Genomic DNA, 14,245 nt, shown 5'->3' on the forward strand with positions numbered 1-14,245 from the left:
GGGGCGGGACGCGGACGTCCCGCCCCTGCCGCGGTGGTTGGTCAGGAGACGGTGTCCTCGATGCTCGTGTCATCCGCAAGACCTCTGACCAGGTTCACCAGGCTCGCGTCCAGGGCTCCTTGGAAGAGACGGAACTCGTCGGCCGCGCCCGAGAGGAAGGCACCGGAGGTGCCGCCCTTGAGCGTGCGGCCGACCTGGAGCGCGGTGGTGGTGAAGTCCCAGGTGTGCTCCCAGGGGAGCCGGGCGCTCTCGACGCCGTTGACGTAGAGCACCACGTCGCCGAAGACCGCCGAGTGGACGAGGGCCAGGTGGTCCCCCGTGATGCCGGTGCTGGGCAGGAAGCCCGTCGCCTTCGCGGTGGTGCTCGTGGCGGTGGCCGAGTCCCCGTCGGTGACCGTGAGGGTCCAGCGGTTGTCGGCGGCCGAGTAGCCCACGGTGACAGCGCTGCCCTGGGCGCCGGAGAGCCCCATGACCGTCTGGTCCTTGGTGGGCGCCACCGAGGAGAGCCGGGCCCGCCCGGTCAGGGTGAAGCTGTCCCGCTTGGTGAGCAGCCCGGCCGCCCGGGTGGCGTAGGCGTCGGTGCCGTTCAGCACCAGGTGCCCGTCACCCCACATCGGGTCCTCGGGCGCCGTCTCGACACACTCCGGATCGGCCTCCGGGTCGCAGCCCGGCGCCGGCACGTAGATGGACGCGCCGCCGCCGAGCGTGAGCCCGGTTCCGCCGGCCGCCTCCGGCGCCACGCCGCCGGGCGCGGAGTCCACGTCCCAGTAGGCGAGCTGCTGGGCCACGATGCCGCCCAGGTCGGCGCTCTCGGGACCGGTCACGACCCGGTCGTAGACCTGGACGTCGGCGATGCCGCCCTTCAGGTGGGCCGTGTAGCCCTCCAGCGAGATCCTGCGGCCGATCTGCAGGTTCCCGGCCGCGTCCCACGGGGCCTGCCGCTTCGCGGTGGCCGTGACCGCCGTGCCGTTCACGTACATCCGCATCACGCCGGTGACGCCGTCGTAGGAGCCGATGAGGTGCGTCCAGGCGCCGGGCACCACCTTGCCGCCGGTGACCTTCCAGTCGCCCACGGACTCAAGGTCGTTGAACGGGGAACGGAACACCCAGTTACGGCTGTCGGCGTCGTATCCCAGGTCGAAGCCGGGCAGGCCCGTGCCGTCCTGGCTGATCACGGTCTGGTCCTGATTCGGCTCCTCGGGGAGGTTGACCCAGGCGCTGACCGAGAAGCCGGTGCCCGTGTCGACGATGTGCCGGCCCGCGTCCAGGTAGGCGTTCTCGGTGCCGTCCAGGTCCGCGTACGTGTCCGCCGCGCCGAGCGGTCCGGGCTTGGCCCCGAAGGCCACGCCCGTGCCGGGTGCGGCGGCGGGCGAGGTGCCCGTACCGGCCGCGGAGCCCGATCCCTTGACGTCGCCGAGGGTCCAGCCGCCGATCGGGGCCCGCCCGCCGGAGACGAGGAACGCGTACCCCATGGTCGTCTTCTGGGCGTTGCCGGCCGCGTCGACGGCCTTGGCCTCCACCGTCCAGTCGCCCTCGGACGTCGGCATGAACTTCACGGTCGCGGGGCCGCCGGGCTTCGCGGCGTCCACCGTGGACCAGCCCTCGTTGCCCTTGAACCGGTACTGGTACCGGACCACGTCGGCGGCGGGCGAGTCGAAGGTGAAGTTTCCGTAGTCGCCGACGCCCGCGTGCCAGTTGCCGTCGTCGGGGTACTCGACGGAGCTGATCACCGGCGCGGCGGGCGCGGTGGCGTCGTAGATGAACTCGCAGCGGGTGGCACTGCCCGCGCTGCTCCACGGGCCCCAGGAGGTTCCGTCCGTGCCCTGGACCTCCCAGCCGATCGTGACGTTGGACGGGATGGTGAAACCGGGATCCGAATCGGTGCTGAGGTCCGAGCCGGCGGTGTACTTGAACGACGCCGAGCCGGTCTGTCCGGTGCCGGTCGTCGTGCGGGCTCCGGTGGTGGCGTAGTGGTCGACCTGCTTGCCGTCCTTCGTCCAGAAGACGTGGAACCGTGCCTTCAGGCTCTCGGACTTGCCGGGGGTGTCGTTGTGGTCGTAGTCCTTGACGATCGCGTTGAGGACCGGGGCCTCGGACACGTAGTGCTCGTCCGCCTTCCCGTACTGGCACGAGCCTCCGGGCGACATGCTGAGGTCACTCATGGCGGGTGCCGGCGGCGGGCGGTTGTACACCACTTCGAGCTGGGCGTTCCCGCAGAACCGCTTCCAGTACGAGTAGTCGTCCTCGTTGTCCGCGCGCAGCCGGAAGGTCGTGGTGTCCCAGCCGCTGTCGGCGGCCTTCTGGACGGTCTTCTTCACGTCGAACCGCACGTTCTGGTTGGTCGACGTGCACGACCCCGCCGGGTTGGTGGGGGACTTGCTGGCGAGCGTCTCCTTCAGCGTGGGCTGCTTGCTCCAGCTGGTGGAGGAGCTGATCGCGCTCGCGCCGGTGGAGTTGACCCGTCCCAGCTGCACGGCCTTCGCGGAGCTGCTGTACGTGTGGACCATCGTCACGGCGAACTCGGCGCTGACGATGTCCTTGCCCTCGAAGGACGCCGTCGGAACGGCGAAGAACTGGCGCTTCTTGTCATTGGAGCCGGCGCACTGGTACGACACGTCGGCGGGGCACTTCCCGACGCCCTCGTCGTCCTTGAACTTCCAGAACGAGGCCGACGAGTAGTACGAGGACACCATCGTCCAGCCGGTACGGCTCGCGGTCTTGACCACCGGGTCGATGTAGACCGGGTACACCGTGTCGTCGCCCAGGAGCAGGGACCTGTCCGGGGTCAGTGTCAGCGCGTCGGTCCCGACCCGGACGCCGACGTCGGCGACGCGGGCACCGTCCGGGGGCGTCACGGCGACCGGTTCGCCGGCCGCCTTCCTCAGCGTCGGAGCGGAATCCGCCTTGGCCTCCCCCGCTCCCCGCGCGCTGTCCCACATCAGCGGGGCGGGTGCCTCGAAGACGGTGCCGCCCGACGCGTCGGTCGCGGTGAGACCGCCGTCGGTGGACTTCCCGAGGTCGACCGCGGTGGACTCCACCGGCAGCTGCAGTGCGGCCAGTTCCGGGTTGGCGGCGGCCTCGGCGTCCTTCACGACGATCAGGTGCGAGAAGCCCTCCGCGTCCGCGGTCACCTTCAGGTCGACCCCGGGCAGGACGTCCCGGTACGTAGCGGTCGACCCGTCGATCACCGGCTCGGGCAGCTTGCCGATCCAGTCCAGGGAAAGCGCCCGGCCGTCCTTCTCGATCGTGGCGAACGTCCTGGCACCGCCCCCGGAGAAGGACATCGCCGTCACGGCCGCCTTCGGCCCGTACGAGCCGTCCGCCCGCCGGACGAGGGTGGTGTCGATGTCCACCCACTTCCCGTTCTTGCGGGTCCGTACGGGCTGGACGGCCGTGGTGGTGGTGAAGGTGCCGTCCGGGTTGGCCACCGTGGTGCTGCGCTCGTCACGCAGGCCCAGCACCTCGACCGGGGCGTCGGTCTTCGCGGCGGCCTCCTGCGCCTCCTCGGTTCCGCCCGCGGCACTCCGGCCGGCCGGTGCCGCGACCGCCTGGGAGAGCTCGCCGGGCAGGGCCTGGACCCCCAGCCCCGCGGCCAGCACGGCCGTGGTGATCACCGCGGCGAGGGATCTTCGGCTGCGCCGATGCCCGTCTCTGAGAGGTCCGTTCACGGTCACGTTCTGCTTTCTCCGGCTTTCACTGGTGTCCGACTCCTGATGTCCCATGCCGCTCATCCGACTGCCGCGAAGGACGTGCCGATGTCCGAGAGCCCGCCACTGCCGGGCTGGAAGGTCTTGGTCCCCCCGCTCGTGGTGCCGTCGACATCGGTCCACGGCATCGTGTAGAGAACTCCCTTGGAGGTGGCGGGGTCCTTGCTGTAGGGGACTCCGACGTAGAGGGTCACGGAACCGGAACGCAGCGAGATGCCGGTGAAGTCACGGGGGTTCGGCTTGCCGGGCAGGACGTCCGAGCCTCGCTTGATGATCTTGTCGGCGGCTCCGATGTCGCTGTCCAGCGGCTTGAACAGCTGGAGCGCTCCGGCGTCCTTCACCCCGTCGACGTCCCGGCCCGGTATGCCCACGATCAGCCTGACGGTATCGGTGCTGGTGACGACGCCGGTGTTCGTGTTGGCGATGGTCACGCGCTGTCCGAAGAAGTCCCCCGCTCCGGGGTCGCCCTCGACATTCGCGGTCCCCGCGTCGAATCCCTTGAGTTCGGTGACCCGGCCGGAGGGTTCTATCCGCACCACGGCGGCACCGCCCGCGTCGGGGACGTTTCCGATGTCTTCGCCCGGAGTGCCGATCGCCAGGAGCGCGTCGGAGTTGTAGGTCTGGTTGGCCGGCCGGTAGTTGGTCATGGACAGCGCGGCGCCGAACCGGTCACCGGTCTCGGCGATGCCGGTGAGGGCCTCGCCCTCGCCCGCCTGGTCCATGCCGGCGATCGCGGCCGGTATCCCGTCAGTGACCGTATGGTTGAAGACGGCCACGGTTCCCGCGGCGACCGCGTCGGCGCCGATGGTCTCGCCGGGCGCCCCGACGGCGAAATAGCGGTTGGTTCCGGCGAGCGCGGCACCGAACTGGTCACCGGCCTCCACCGCACCGGGCACGCCCGGGCTGTCCTGGCTGACGCTGGTCCGCTTGCCGCCCTGCTGGTAGACGATGATGCCGGCGTTCTCCTGGTTCACGCCGTTCACGACCACGCCCTCGCCAGGGACACCGACGACGAGGTACGGCTGCCCGTTGTCCGCCGCGCCCGCCTGGAGTGCGTAACCGAAGCGGTCCCCCGCTTCGCCGTTGGCCCCTGGAGTAAAAGCCGCCTGGGTGAATCCCTCCATGACCGATCCGGCGCCGATCCCGGTGGGCGAGCCGTAGATGATGTGGATGATTCCGGCGTCCTTGACATCCGCACCGGAGCCGCCGGTGTCCTCGTAGGGGGTTCCGACGACCAGGTCGGCACAGCCGTCACCATTGAAGTCCGCCCAGGCGACCGCCGTTCCGAACTGGTCGCCGCGTTCCGCGGCGGTCCCCATTCCCGGCGTCGCCTGCGAGATCTCGCTGACGCCCTTGCCGCCGCCGTACAGCACCCGCACCAGACCGGCCTGCGGAACTCCGTCCACGGTCGCCTGCGGGTCCGTGACCACGTTGTCGACGATGCCGTCGCCGTTGAAGTCCCCGGTCGCCCCCGCACAGGTCGCCGCTGCTGCGGCGGGTACGGCCCCTGCGGGTGCCGCACCCAGGGTCACGACGAGCAGCCCGACCACGGCCGCGATTCCGGACGCGGCAGATTTCCTATACACATCCCACCCCTTGAGGAGAATTCGTGTACCGCTGACTCCGCCTTCGTGAAATTCAGGCAGTACACGACAGAGCGCATGCAATAACCCACTCATGATCTTGTCAAGAACATGTCCGCTACATGCTGTTAAGTACCGGGGGACCGCCGCGCCCGTGCGAGGCCTGTGGAACGGACAGCACCGGACGGGCTCTCCAAGGCACCGGACGCGATGCCGCGGGGCCCGGAGGCGGCGGCCGACGTGGCAACCGGGGCTCGCCCCCGCGCCGTTCGCCTCGGTCAGCGCACCGTGGCGCCGAAGGTGACGTCACCGGCGGGGATTCCGCCGTCGCCGGGCCTGAAGGTCTCGCTCGGGGCGCCGCCGTTGGCGGTGTCCCAGGGGAATCCGTGCACCGCGTGCCCCTCCGCGGGGCCGTAGGGCATGCCCACGTACAGCAGGGCCTGGCTGCCGCCCAGGCTCATCCCGGCGAGCTGCCTCGGCGCGGACGGCCCGGGAATTCCGTGACCCGGCTCGATCCAGCTGTCGTCGGCTCCCGGCTCCCCGAGCATCGAGAACAGCGCCACGCCGCCCGTGTCCGCCCGGTCCGCGGCCGACTCCTCGCCCGGGACTCCCACCGCGAGCATCGAGTTGGTGACGGCCGGATCCCCGCTCGGGCGGTACGGCACCATGGCCACCGAGGTCCCGTACCGGTCGCCTTCCTCGGCCGCGAGATCCGATGCCGAGGTACGGGACTGCCCCATCCCGAACAACGGGTCCGGGATGCCGTTCGTGTTGATCGACGGGCGGAACGCCAGCACGGCGCCCGCGGACACGGCGTCCCCCAGGCTCTCCCCCGGGGCGCCGACCACGAAGTGTCTGCCGGTGGCCGCGATCGAGGCGCCGAAGCGGTCGTAGGGTTCCGCGTCCTCCCAGACCCCCGTCGTGTCCTGGCTCACGGATGCCGCCTTGCAGTCCGTTCCGTACACGTAGTGGATGAACCCCATGTCCACTCCGCCGGCGCCGTCCTCACCGGGCACCCCGATGACCAGGAACGGGTACCCCGTCTGCGATCTGCCCGCCACGCCCGCGTAACCGAGCAGGTCGCCGGTCTCCGGCCCACCGCCCAGCGGCTGGTCGGCGCCCTGGACGAAGCCTTTGCCGGGCTTCTCCTGACCGACCGTCACCGTGGAGCCGTAGACGACCTGGCCGTAGCCGGCGTCCGCCTGCTCCATCAGCTCCACCACACGCCGGGCGGCCGTGCCGTCGCCGTAGGGAGCCCCGTGCGGGGTCTCGGGGCGCGTCAGAAGTGACGGACGGCGAAGGGCCCCTCCGCGCGGTGCGTGGAGGGGCCCTTCGCCATGGGAGCGGCCGTCAGGCGAGATCCTTCAGAAGCCGCTCGTAGAGCACGACGTACTTCTCCGCCTGGGCCTCCCAGCTCCACTCGTCGAGCATGCCGGGACGGTCGTAGACCGCGGCGTAGCGGTCCCGGTCGTTCAGGACCGCCCCCACGGCCCTGGCCAGGTCCTTGCTGTCCTCCGAGCGGAAGACCTCGCGGTTGCCGACCCGGGTGACCTCGTCCGACATGGCCTTGACGTCACTGACCACCACGGGTAGCCGGGCCTGCATGAACTCGAAGAACTTCGTACTGAGGGCGACCTCGTGGTTGACCGGCCCCTTGTGCAGCGGGTGGATGCCCGCGTCCGCGGTCGACAGGAACCGCACCAGGGCGTCGTACGGCACGTACGGGCGATTCCACGATGGTGTGCAGACAACGCTGCGGAGTACACCGCCAACGGGGTGTCCGGCACCAGGCCGCACGCCTCGCGGACGACGAAGGCGCCCGGCCGATGAGGTGGACCTCCCACCCTGCGTCCGCCATGGCCCGGGCGCTCTTCTGAACGCGTGAGTCACCGTCGATGGTGTTGTCGGCGAGCATCACGACTCGTCCGGGGCGACTTTCTCACATGTTGTCCATGATCTCTCTGCGAGTCGAGGTCAGCCGCCGATGACGACGCGGCGGACGCCCTCCCAGCGGGCCGGGTCCGTCGTGCGGCGCCCGTCGACCAGGACGCGGACGTCAGGGAGATCGGCGGCGGCCAGCTCGCGGTACTCGGCGTGGTCGGCCTGGAGGATCGCCGCGGTGACGGTCTGGCCCTCGTGCGGGACGAGACCGTGCGCGGCCAGTTCCTCGGACGTGTACATCGGGTCGGAGACGAACGGGACCGCGCCCCGGGCCCTGAGCGCCTCGACGGTCGGGAAGACGCCGGAGAACGCCGTCTCCTTCACGCCGCCGCGGTAGGCCGCGCCCAGCACCAGCACGCCCACCCCGTCCAGGTCGCCGTAGGCGGCGGCGAGCAGGTCGACCGCGTACTCCGGCATGGCGGCGTTGGCCTCGCGCGCCGAGCGGACCACGGTGGCCGTCGGGTCGTTCCAGAGGTACATCCGCGGGTAGATCGGGATGCAGTGGCCGCCGACGGCGATGCCCGGCTGGTGGATGTGGCTGTAGGGCTGCGAGTTGCAGGCTTCTATGACCTTGAGGACGTCGATGTTCTGCTGGTCGGCGAAGCGGGCGAACTGGTTGGCCAGGCCGATGTTGACGTCCCGGTAGGTGGTCTCGGCGAGCTTGGCCAGCTCGGACGCCTCGGCGGTGCCCAGGTCCCAGACGCCGTTGGCGCGCGGCAGGTCGTCGCGGTCGTCGAAGTCGAGGACCGACTCGTAGAACGACACACCGTGCTCGGCCGAGGCCGTGTCGATGCCGCCGACCAGCTTCGGGTAGCGGCGCAGGTCCGCGAAGACCCGGCCGGTGAGCACCCGCTCCGGGGAGAACACCAGGTGGAAGTCCTCGCCGGCCTTCAGCCCGGAGCCCTCCTCGAGCATCGGCGCCCAGCGGGTACGGGTGGTGCCGACCGGCAGCGTGGTCTCGTAGCTGACCAGGGTGCCGGGCTTGAGGCCCGCGGCGATCGCCTTGGTCGCGGAGTCCATCCAGCCGAAGTCCGGGGTGCCCTCGGCGTCCACGAAGAGCGGGACGACGACCACGACGGCCTCGGACTGCGCGACCGCGGCCGCGGTGTCCGTGGTGGCGGTGAGCAGTCCGGCCCCGACGGTCTCCTTGAGCTTGACGTCCAGGTCGTGCTCGCCGGGGAACGGCTCGACGCCGGCGTTGACCAGCTCGACGACCTTCTCGTTGACGTCGGCGCCGATCACCCGGTGGCCCTTGGCGGCGAACTGCACGGCGAGCGGCAGACCGATCTTGCCGAGGGCGACTACGCAGATGTTCATGGTTACTTCCTCTTGGAGCGCTTGGCGCCGGTCAGCCGGGACCGCAGCCGCGAGCCCAGCGAGGTCTTGGGTGAGTTGAGCGGGCCGGTGCTGATCACCATGCGCCCCTTGGAGTTGAGCTGCGCCGCGGCACGGTACGGGTCCGCCTCACCGTGCCACCTGCGGGCCAGCGGCATGGGCCGCCCGTCGCCGCGCACCGGGATCTCGTACGTTCTCCCGGCCACGTCGACGTAGACGCGTATCCCGCGCTTGGCCTTGCGTGCCGCGAGCGGGATCCGGGCGCGCAGCAGGGTGGCGTTGCCGTCGACCGTCACCTCACGGGTGAACTCCCCCTGCGTCGGGGGCAGTTCGTGACCTTCGGGCAGGCACCGGGCGCGCGCCTTGTCGGCGCTGTTGGGCATGGCGCCCTCCGCGAGGCGGACCACCGCGGAGCCGGTGTCGCCGAGGACCCCGATCCGTACGGTCAGCTCCAGCGCCAGCTCCTCGCCGGTCTGCACCCACTCCGACCCGACCAGCGCGGTCTTGTTGGCGAGCCGGCCGGGGACGATCTCCCCGACCAGTTCGAAGCAGCGGTCCGGCAGCTCCAGGCCGGCGTCACGGAAGCCGGGGTAGCGGGCGAAGGCCCGGCCGTCCTCCAGGTGGAAGGGCGGCGCGCCGTGCTCGGCCTCCTCGGTGATCGCACGGCAGAGTTCGTCCATGGCACCGCGCTGCGCGAGCCGGAGCCTCGCTCGGAGCTTGACGGGCAGCCCGTCGCTCAAGGCGTCCGTCAGGTAGGCGTCGGCGAGCCGGGTGATCCCGGCGCAGACGTTCCGCTTCGTCTCGTCGTCGAGCGCGACGAAGTCGTCCTGGATGAGCTTGGAGAGCTCCCAGGTGAAATGGCGCTTGAGGACGGCGTCCCGCTTCGGCCCGGCCTCGACCAGCTCCGCCGTCCGGTCCATGATCTCGCCGGTGCAGCGCAGCCGCGCCAGGTGGTTGGCACGGTAGGTGATGTTGCTTGCGTCCCCGCGCTTCACCGCGTAGTAGCAGGTGTAGTCGGCGACCACCGAGATCCTGCGGGCGCGCACGCAGGCCTCGATGGTGAAGGGCTGGTCGCTGCCGACCGGCAGATCCTCGGGGAACCGCAGCTTGTGCTGCTCCACGAGTTCGCGGCGGAAGAGCTTGGTGTTGGCCAGGGCGAACGGCAGCTCCGGCCCGTACAGGCTGACGTCGGGATCGTTGGCCTTGTAGAGCGACTGGCGCACGTACCGGCCGTTGGTGCCGACCATCTTGCCTATGACGACGTCGGAGTCGTTGGCGTCCGCACAGGCCACCATCCGCTCCAGCGCCTCCTCGCCGAGGTAGTCGTCCGAGCCGATGAAGTAGACGTACCGGCCGGTGGCCAGCTCCAGCGCCCGGTTGCTCGGCATCGCAGGACCGCCGGAGTTGGCCTGGTGGACGACCTTGACCGTGCCCGGGTAACGCGCGGCGAACCGGTCGAGTTCGGCGCCGCTCTCGTCCGTCGAGCCGTCGTCGACCGCCACGACCTCCAGCCGGTCCAGCCCGATGGACTGCCCCACGAGCGAGTTCAGGCACTCGGTGAGGTACGGCATGGTGTTGTACACGGCCACGACGACCGTGACATCGGGGACAGCGGGTCTACCGGTCACACGGTCACCTCGGCGGCTCTCTCGACGGATACGCGACGACTACCGGGCAGCAGCTTCGTGTACACCTCGTCGAGAGCTGCCGCCTGGGCTTCCCAGGTCCACTGGTCGAGCAGTCCGGGCCGGTCGTAGACCTCCCGGTATTTCTTCGGGTCGGCGAGGACGGCCTTCACCGCGCGGACGTAGTCCGTCACGTCCTCAGCCGTGAAGACCTCGCCCTGGCCGGTCTCCGCGACCATGGCGCCCATCGTCTTCACATCACTGACCACGAACGGCAGCCGGGCGTGCGAGTACTCGAAGAACTTGGTGATCAGAGCGATCTCGTGGTTCGGCCAGTGGTGGATCGGGATGACCCCGAGGTCCGCCGCCGCCAGGAAGCGCACGACCTGGTAGTGCGGCACGTACGGGAGGATGTGCACCCGGTCGGCGACCCCGAGTTCCGCCGCGCGCTCCGCCAGCCCTGTCATGTACCCGGAGTTCGGGCGCAGCACGATGAACGCGACGTGCAGGCCGGGCAGTTGCGGAAGCGACTCGACCATGATGTCCAGGCCGCGCTGCGGGGCCGCCGCGCCGCTGTAGACGGCCAGCGGGACGTCGGGGCCGATGCCGCACAGCTCGCGCAGATCCGGCACCGGCTCGGCGGCCTGCTCGGGCGAGACCTCCGCGTCGGGGGCGTTCAGGACGACCGCGGGCTTCTCGGCCAGCCCGTGCCGCTCGACGAGCATCTCCGCGAGGGTCGGCGAGACGGTGGTCACCGCGTCGGCGTACTTGGAGTAGGCCAGCTCGTGGAGGCACTGCGCGACGTGCCAGCGGGGGTGCGGGTCCCAGGGCTTGATGCCGGGCAGGAACTCGTGGGCGTCCCAGACCAGCTTGACGTCGCGCTTCGCGGCGCGTGCCCGCATCACGGCCCGCGCCCCGACGCCCAGCATGCGGAAGTCGTTGGCGTGGATCAGGTCGGGCTTCAGCTCGTCGATCACCTTGCCGTAGGCGAGGTCGAGGTCGAGCAGGAAGGGGTCGAGCCTGCGCCAGGCCCGGTCGCCCATCGCGCGCTGCCAGAACGCCGTGGTGAAACGGTCCAGCGGCGCGTCCATCCGCTTGCGCCGCTGTTCCAGGGCGTTGGTGCGCCGCACACGCGTGTCGACCCAGCGGCTGGCCACCTTCGCGGTGACCCGCTCGGGAAGAAGGGCGGCCTTCGCCAGCGCCGCCCCGTTCTCGTTCGCCTCGATACGGCGGAGCTTGAGATCGGCCCGCCACGCCTTCATCTTCTGCTTGCGGTAGGCGGCGAGTGGTCCGGGCCGATAGGCCAGCGGGGCGCGCAGCGGGGCGCGCCGGTACTCGTGCCTGCGGCGCTGCATCGGTCCGGGCACCTTGAGCAGCCGGACCCGGGCGTCGCCGAGCATCCAGTGCTGCTCGGACTTGCCGGGCGACTTGCCGAGCAGGACGACGTCCCAGCCCGCCTCCGCCGCGGAGCGGGCCTCCTTCTGGACGCGGGAGTCGCCGTTCACCCCGTTGTCGACGAGCATGACGATCCGGCCCCGGCTCCCCGGGCGCGGCGTCGTGATGTTCTCAGGATCCATGTGTGGCCAGCTCTCCCGCGGAGGTCGTGATGGTGCGTCCGCTCCGTGCCGATTCCAGGACCGCCGCGGCGACCTCGACCGTACGGAGACCGTCGCGCAGGGTACAGATGTCCTTCTCGGTGCCGCGTACCGCGTCCCGGAAGAGCTCGTGCTCGACCAGCAGCGGCTCCCGCTTGGGGATGGCGTAGCGGATCATGTCGCCCTCGGAGACGCCCCGGAACGCCTGGAGCGCCTCCCACTCGGTGGCGACCGCGGCGTTCGAGTGGAAGGTCAGGTCGGCGGTGAGGGTGTCCGCGATGAACGTGCCGCGCTCGCCGGTGACGGAGGTGAAACGTTCCTTTAGCGGGCTCAGCCAGTTGACCAGGTGGTTGACCATGGTCCCGTCGGAGAGCCGGCCCACGGCCGAGACCATGTCCTCGTGCGGACGGCCGGACTTCGACACGGTGTGGGCGGCGATCGACTCGTACGTCTGCCCCGTCACCCAGCCCGTCAGGTCGATGTCGTGGGTGGCGAGGTCCTTGACCACGCCGACGTCGGCGATGCGGTGCGGGAAGGGGCCCTGGCGCCGGGTGACGACCTGGAACACCTCGCCCAGCTCGCCCGCCTCCAGCCTGGCCCGCATCGACCGCAGCGCCGGGTTGCAGCGCTCGATGTGGCCTACGCCCGCGACCAGGCCGCGCGACTCGAACGCCTCGACCAGGCGCCGGGCGCCTTCCACGGTGTCGGCGAGCGGCTTCTCGATCAGCGCGCAGACCCCGGCCTCGGCCAGGCGGAGCCCGACCTCCTCGTGGAGCGCGGTGGGGCAGGCCACGACGGCGTAGTCGAGGCCCTGGGCGATCAGTTCGTCGACCGTGGACAGGACGGGGGCACCCTGCGCCCAGCCGTTGCTGTCCCCCATCGGGTCGACGACGCCGACCAGCTCCACGCCTTCGAGGCCGGCCAGCACACGGGCGTGGTGGCGGCCCATCGAGCCGAGGCCGACCAGGCCCGCTCTCAGTCCTGCGGTCACTGCATTTCTCCCAGCGAGTTCACTGCGGCAACGATGCGCTCGAGGTCGTGCTGCGTCAGCGACGGGTGCACGGGCAGCGAGACGACCTCGGCAGCGGCACGCTCGGTCTGCGGCAGATCCCAGTTCCGCCCGGCCTTCTGGTCGGGCTCCCAGTACGGCTTCAGCCGGTGGATCGGGGTCGGGTAGTACACGGCGTTGCCGATGCCCGCCTCGGTCAGCCTGGCCATGGCGGCATCCCGGTCACCCTGCACCCGGATGGTGTACTGGTGGTAAACGTGACGTGCACCCTCGGCGACGGGCGGAACCGTGACGTTGGGCGCGTCGATGTGCTGGTCGAGGTATGCGGCGTTGGCGCGCCGCTGCTCGGTCCAGCCCTGCACCTTCCCGAGCTGTACGCGCCCGACGGCGGCGGACACGTCGGTCATCCGCATGTTGGCGCCGACGATCTCGTTGGCGTACCGCTGCTCCATGCCCTGGTTGCGCAGCAGCCGGAGGGTGCGCGCGATCTCGGCGTCGGCGGTGGTGATCATGCCGCCCTCGAGGGAGTGCATGTTCTTGGTCGGGTAGAAGCTGAAGGTGCCGCCGGAGCCGAAGGCGCCGACCGGCGTCCCGCCCAGGGCCGCGGTGTGCGCCTGGCAGGCGTCCTCCACGACGGCCAGGGCATGCTTCCGCGCGATCGGCATGATCGCGTCCATCGCGGCCGGGTGGCCGTACAGGTGGACGGGCATGATCGCGGCCGTGCGGGGCGTGATCGCCGCTTCGACGGCGGCCGGGTCCAGCCCGAAGCTGCCCGGCTCGATGTCCGCGAAGACCACGTCGGCGCCGGCCAGGCGGACCGCGTTCGCGGAGGCCGCGAAGGAGAACGACGGGACGATCACCTCGTCGCCGGGGCCTATCCCGAGGGCGAGCAGCAGCAGGTGGAGCGCCGAGGTGCCCGAGTTGACCGCCACGCAGTGACGCCCGTCCACGAGCTCCGAGAAGCCCTCCTCGAAGGCCGCGACCTCCGGCCCCTGCACCACGCGGCCGCTGCGCAGTACGCGCACGACGGCCTCGATCTCTTCCTCGCCGATCACCGGCCGGGCCGCAGGGATCATCTCCCCGTTGTCGCTCGACATGGACACCCTCCTTGACACCGCAAGATCACGTGAAAGGCGATGACTCCGAGGGCCTGCGAATGTCGGATGAGGCTCCGCCGCCCCGGCGCATGGCCGATTCCGTACCAAAACATTGTGCACAAATCGCCCTTTTGCCTCAGGTGTGGCACACCCGGGCGGAAGGCTTTCTGGTTCTGCCGATGGGACCGACGCACCGGTCAGACTTCTGAAATCGAACTGACCGATGGCAGCCGCGTCACATTATCAGGGTTTTCACAGGAGGTTTCGTGAAGGTAAAGGGCAACGTGACGCATACCTCATGCATGATCCACAGATGGTGGACTAAAGAGGGGTGCGGGCCCGATGGCCCGCAC

Annotated in this window: 9 protein-coding genes; all 9 read right to left on the reverse strand. The window is 70.4% G+C overall.

Annotated features, from left to right (window positions below; genetic code table 11):
- Window positions 1-41 precede the first annotated feature (41 nt).
- Window positions 42-3,614, reverse strand: a complete 3,573-nt coding sequence (locus tag ACFCV8_RS31330; RefSeq protein ID WP_376688873.1) for a LamG domain-containing protein — start codon at window positions 3,612-3,614, stop codon at window positions 42-44.
- 113 nt (window positions 3,615-3,727) lie between these two features.
- Window positions 3,728-5,293 carry an FG-GAP repeat protein gene (locus ACFCV8_RS31335; RefSeq protein WP_376688874.1) on the reverse strand — a complete coding sequence of 522 codons (1,566 nt, stop codon included), beginning with the start codon at window positions 5,291-5,293 and terminating at the stop codon, window positions 3,728-3,730.
- A 275-nt stretch (window positions 5,294-5,568) separates the two neighbouring features.
- Window positions 5,569-6,501 carry a hypothetical protein gene (locus ACFCV8_RS31340; RefSeq protein ID WP_376688875.1) on the reverse strand — a complete coding sequence of 311 codons (933 nt, stop codon included), beginning with the start codon at window positions 6,499-6,501 and terminating at the stop codon, window positions 5,569-5,571.
- Window positions 6,502-6,640: 139 nt separating this feature from the next.
- A complete protein-coding gene (locus ACFCV8_RS31345; RefSeq protein WP_376688876.1) occupies window positions 6,641-7,009 on the reverse strand; it encodes a glycosyltransferase in 369 nt (122 codons plus the stop codon).
- Window positions 7,010-7,264: 255 nt separating this feature from the next.
- Window positions 7,265-8,548, reverse strand: coding sequence for a nucleotide sugar dehydrogenase (locus ACFCV8_RS31350; protein ID WP_376688877.1), 1,284 nt, complete (start codon window positions 8,546-8,548; stop codon window positions 7,265-7,267).
- 2 nt (window positions 8,549-8,550) lie between these two features.
- Entirely contained in the window at window positions 8,551-10,137 is a 1,587-nt protein-coding gene (locus ACFCV8_RS31355) for a glycosyltransferase (RefSeq protein ID WP_376688881.1), read from the reverse strand.
- A 53-nt stretch (window positions 10,138-10,190) separates the two neighbouring features.
- On the reverse strand, window positions 10,191-11,768 hold the full coding sequence (locus ACFCV8_RS31360; RefSeq protein WP_376688878.1) for a glycosyltransferase family 4 protein: 1,578 nt from the start codon (window positions 11,766-11,768) through the stop codon (window positions 10,191-10,193).
- Window positions 11,758-12,777: a Gfo/Idh/MocA family protein gene (locus ACFCV8_RS31365; RefSeq protein ID WP_376688879.1), complete on the reverse strand. Its 1,020-nt coding sequence runs from the start codon at window positions 12,775-12,777 to the stop codon at window positions 11,758-11,760. Before ACFCV8_RS31365 ends, ACFCV8_RS31360 begins: the two co-directional genes overlap by 11 nt.
- Entirely contained in the window at window positions 12,774-13,892 is a 1,119-nt protein-coding gene (locus tag ACFCV8_RS31370) for a DegT/DnrJ/EryC1/StrS family aminotransferase (protein WP_376688880.1), read from the reverse strand. Before ACFCV8_RS31370 ends, ACFCV8_RS31365 begins: the two co-directional genes overlap by 4 nt.
- Window positions 13,893-14,245: the final 353 nt, after the last annotated feature.

Origin of the sequence: Streptomyces sp. NPDC056347, assembly GCF_042262625.1 — a bacterium.
Lineage (GTDB): Bacteria > Actinomycetota > Actinomycetes > Streptomycetales > Streptomycetaceae > Streptomyces.

Coding starts and splice junctions, on each gene's coding strand:
- ACFCV8_RS31340 (WP_376688875.1), bottom strand. CDS start 6,501: ATGGAGCAGGCGGACGCCGGCTACGGCCAGGTCGTCTACGGCTCCACG.
- ACFCV8_RS31350 (WP_376688877.1), bottom strand. CDS start 8,548: ATGAACATCTGCGTAGTCGCCCTCGGCAAGATCGGTCTGCCGCTCGCC.
- ACFCV8_RS31355 (WP_376688881.1), bottom strand. CDS start 10,137: ATGCCGTACCTCACCGAGTGCCTGAACTCGCTCGTGGGGCAGTCCATC.
- ACFCV8_RS31360 (WP_376688878.1), bottom strand. CDS start 11,768: ATGGATCCTGAGAACATCACGACGCCGCGCCCGGGGAGCCGGGGCCGG.
- ACFCV8_RS31370 (WP_376688880.1), bottom strand. CDS start 13,892: ATGTCGAGCGACAACGGGGAGATGATCCCTGCGGCCCGGCCGGTGATC.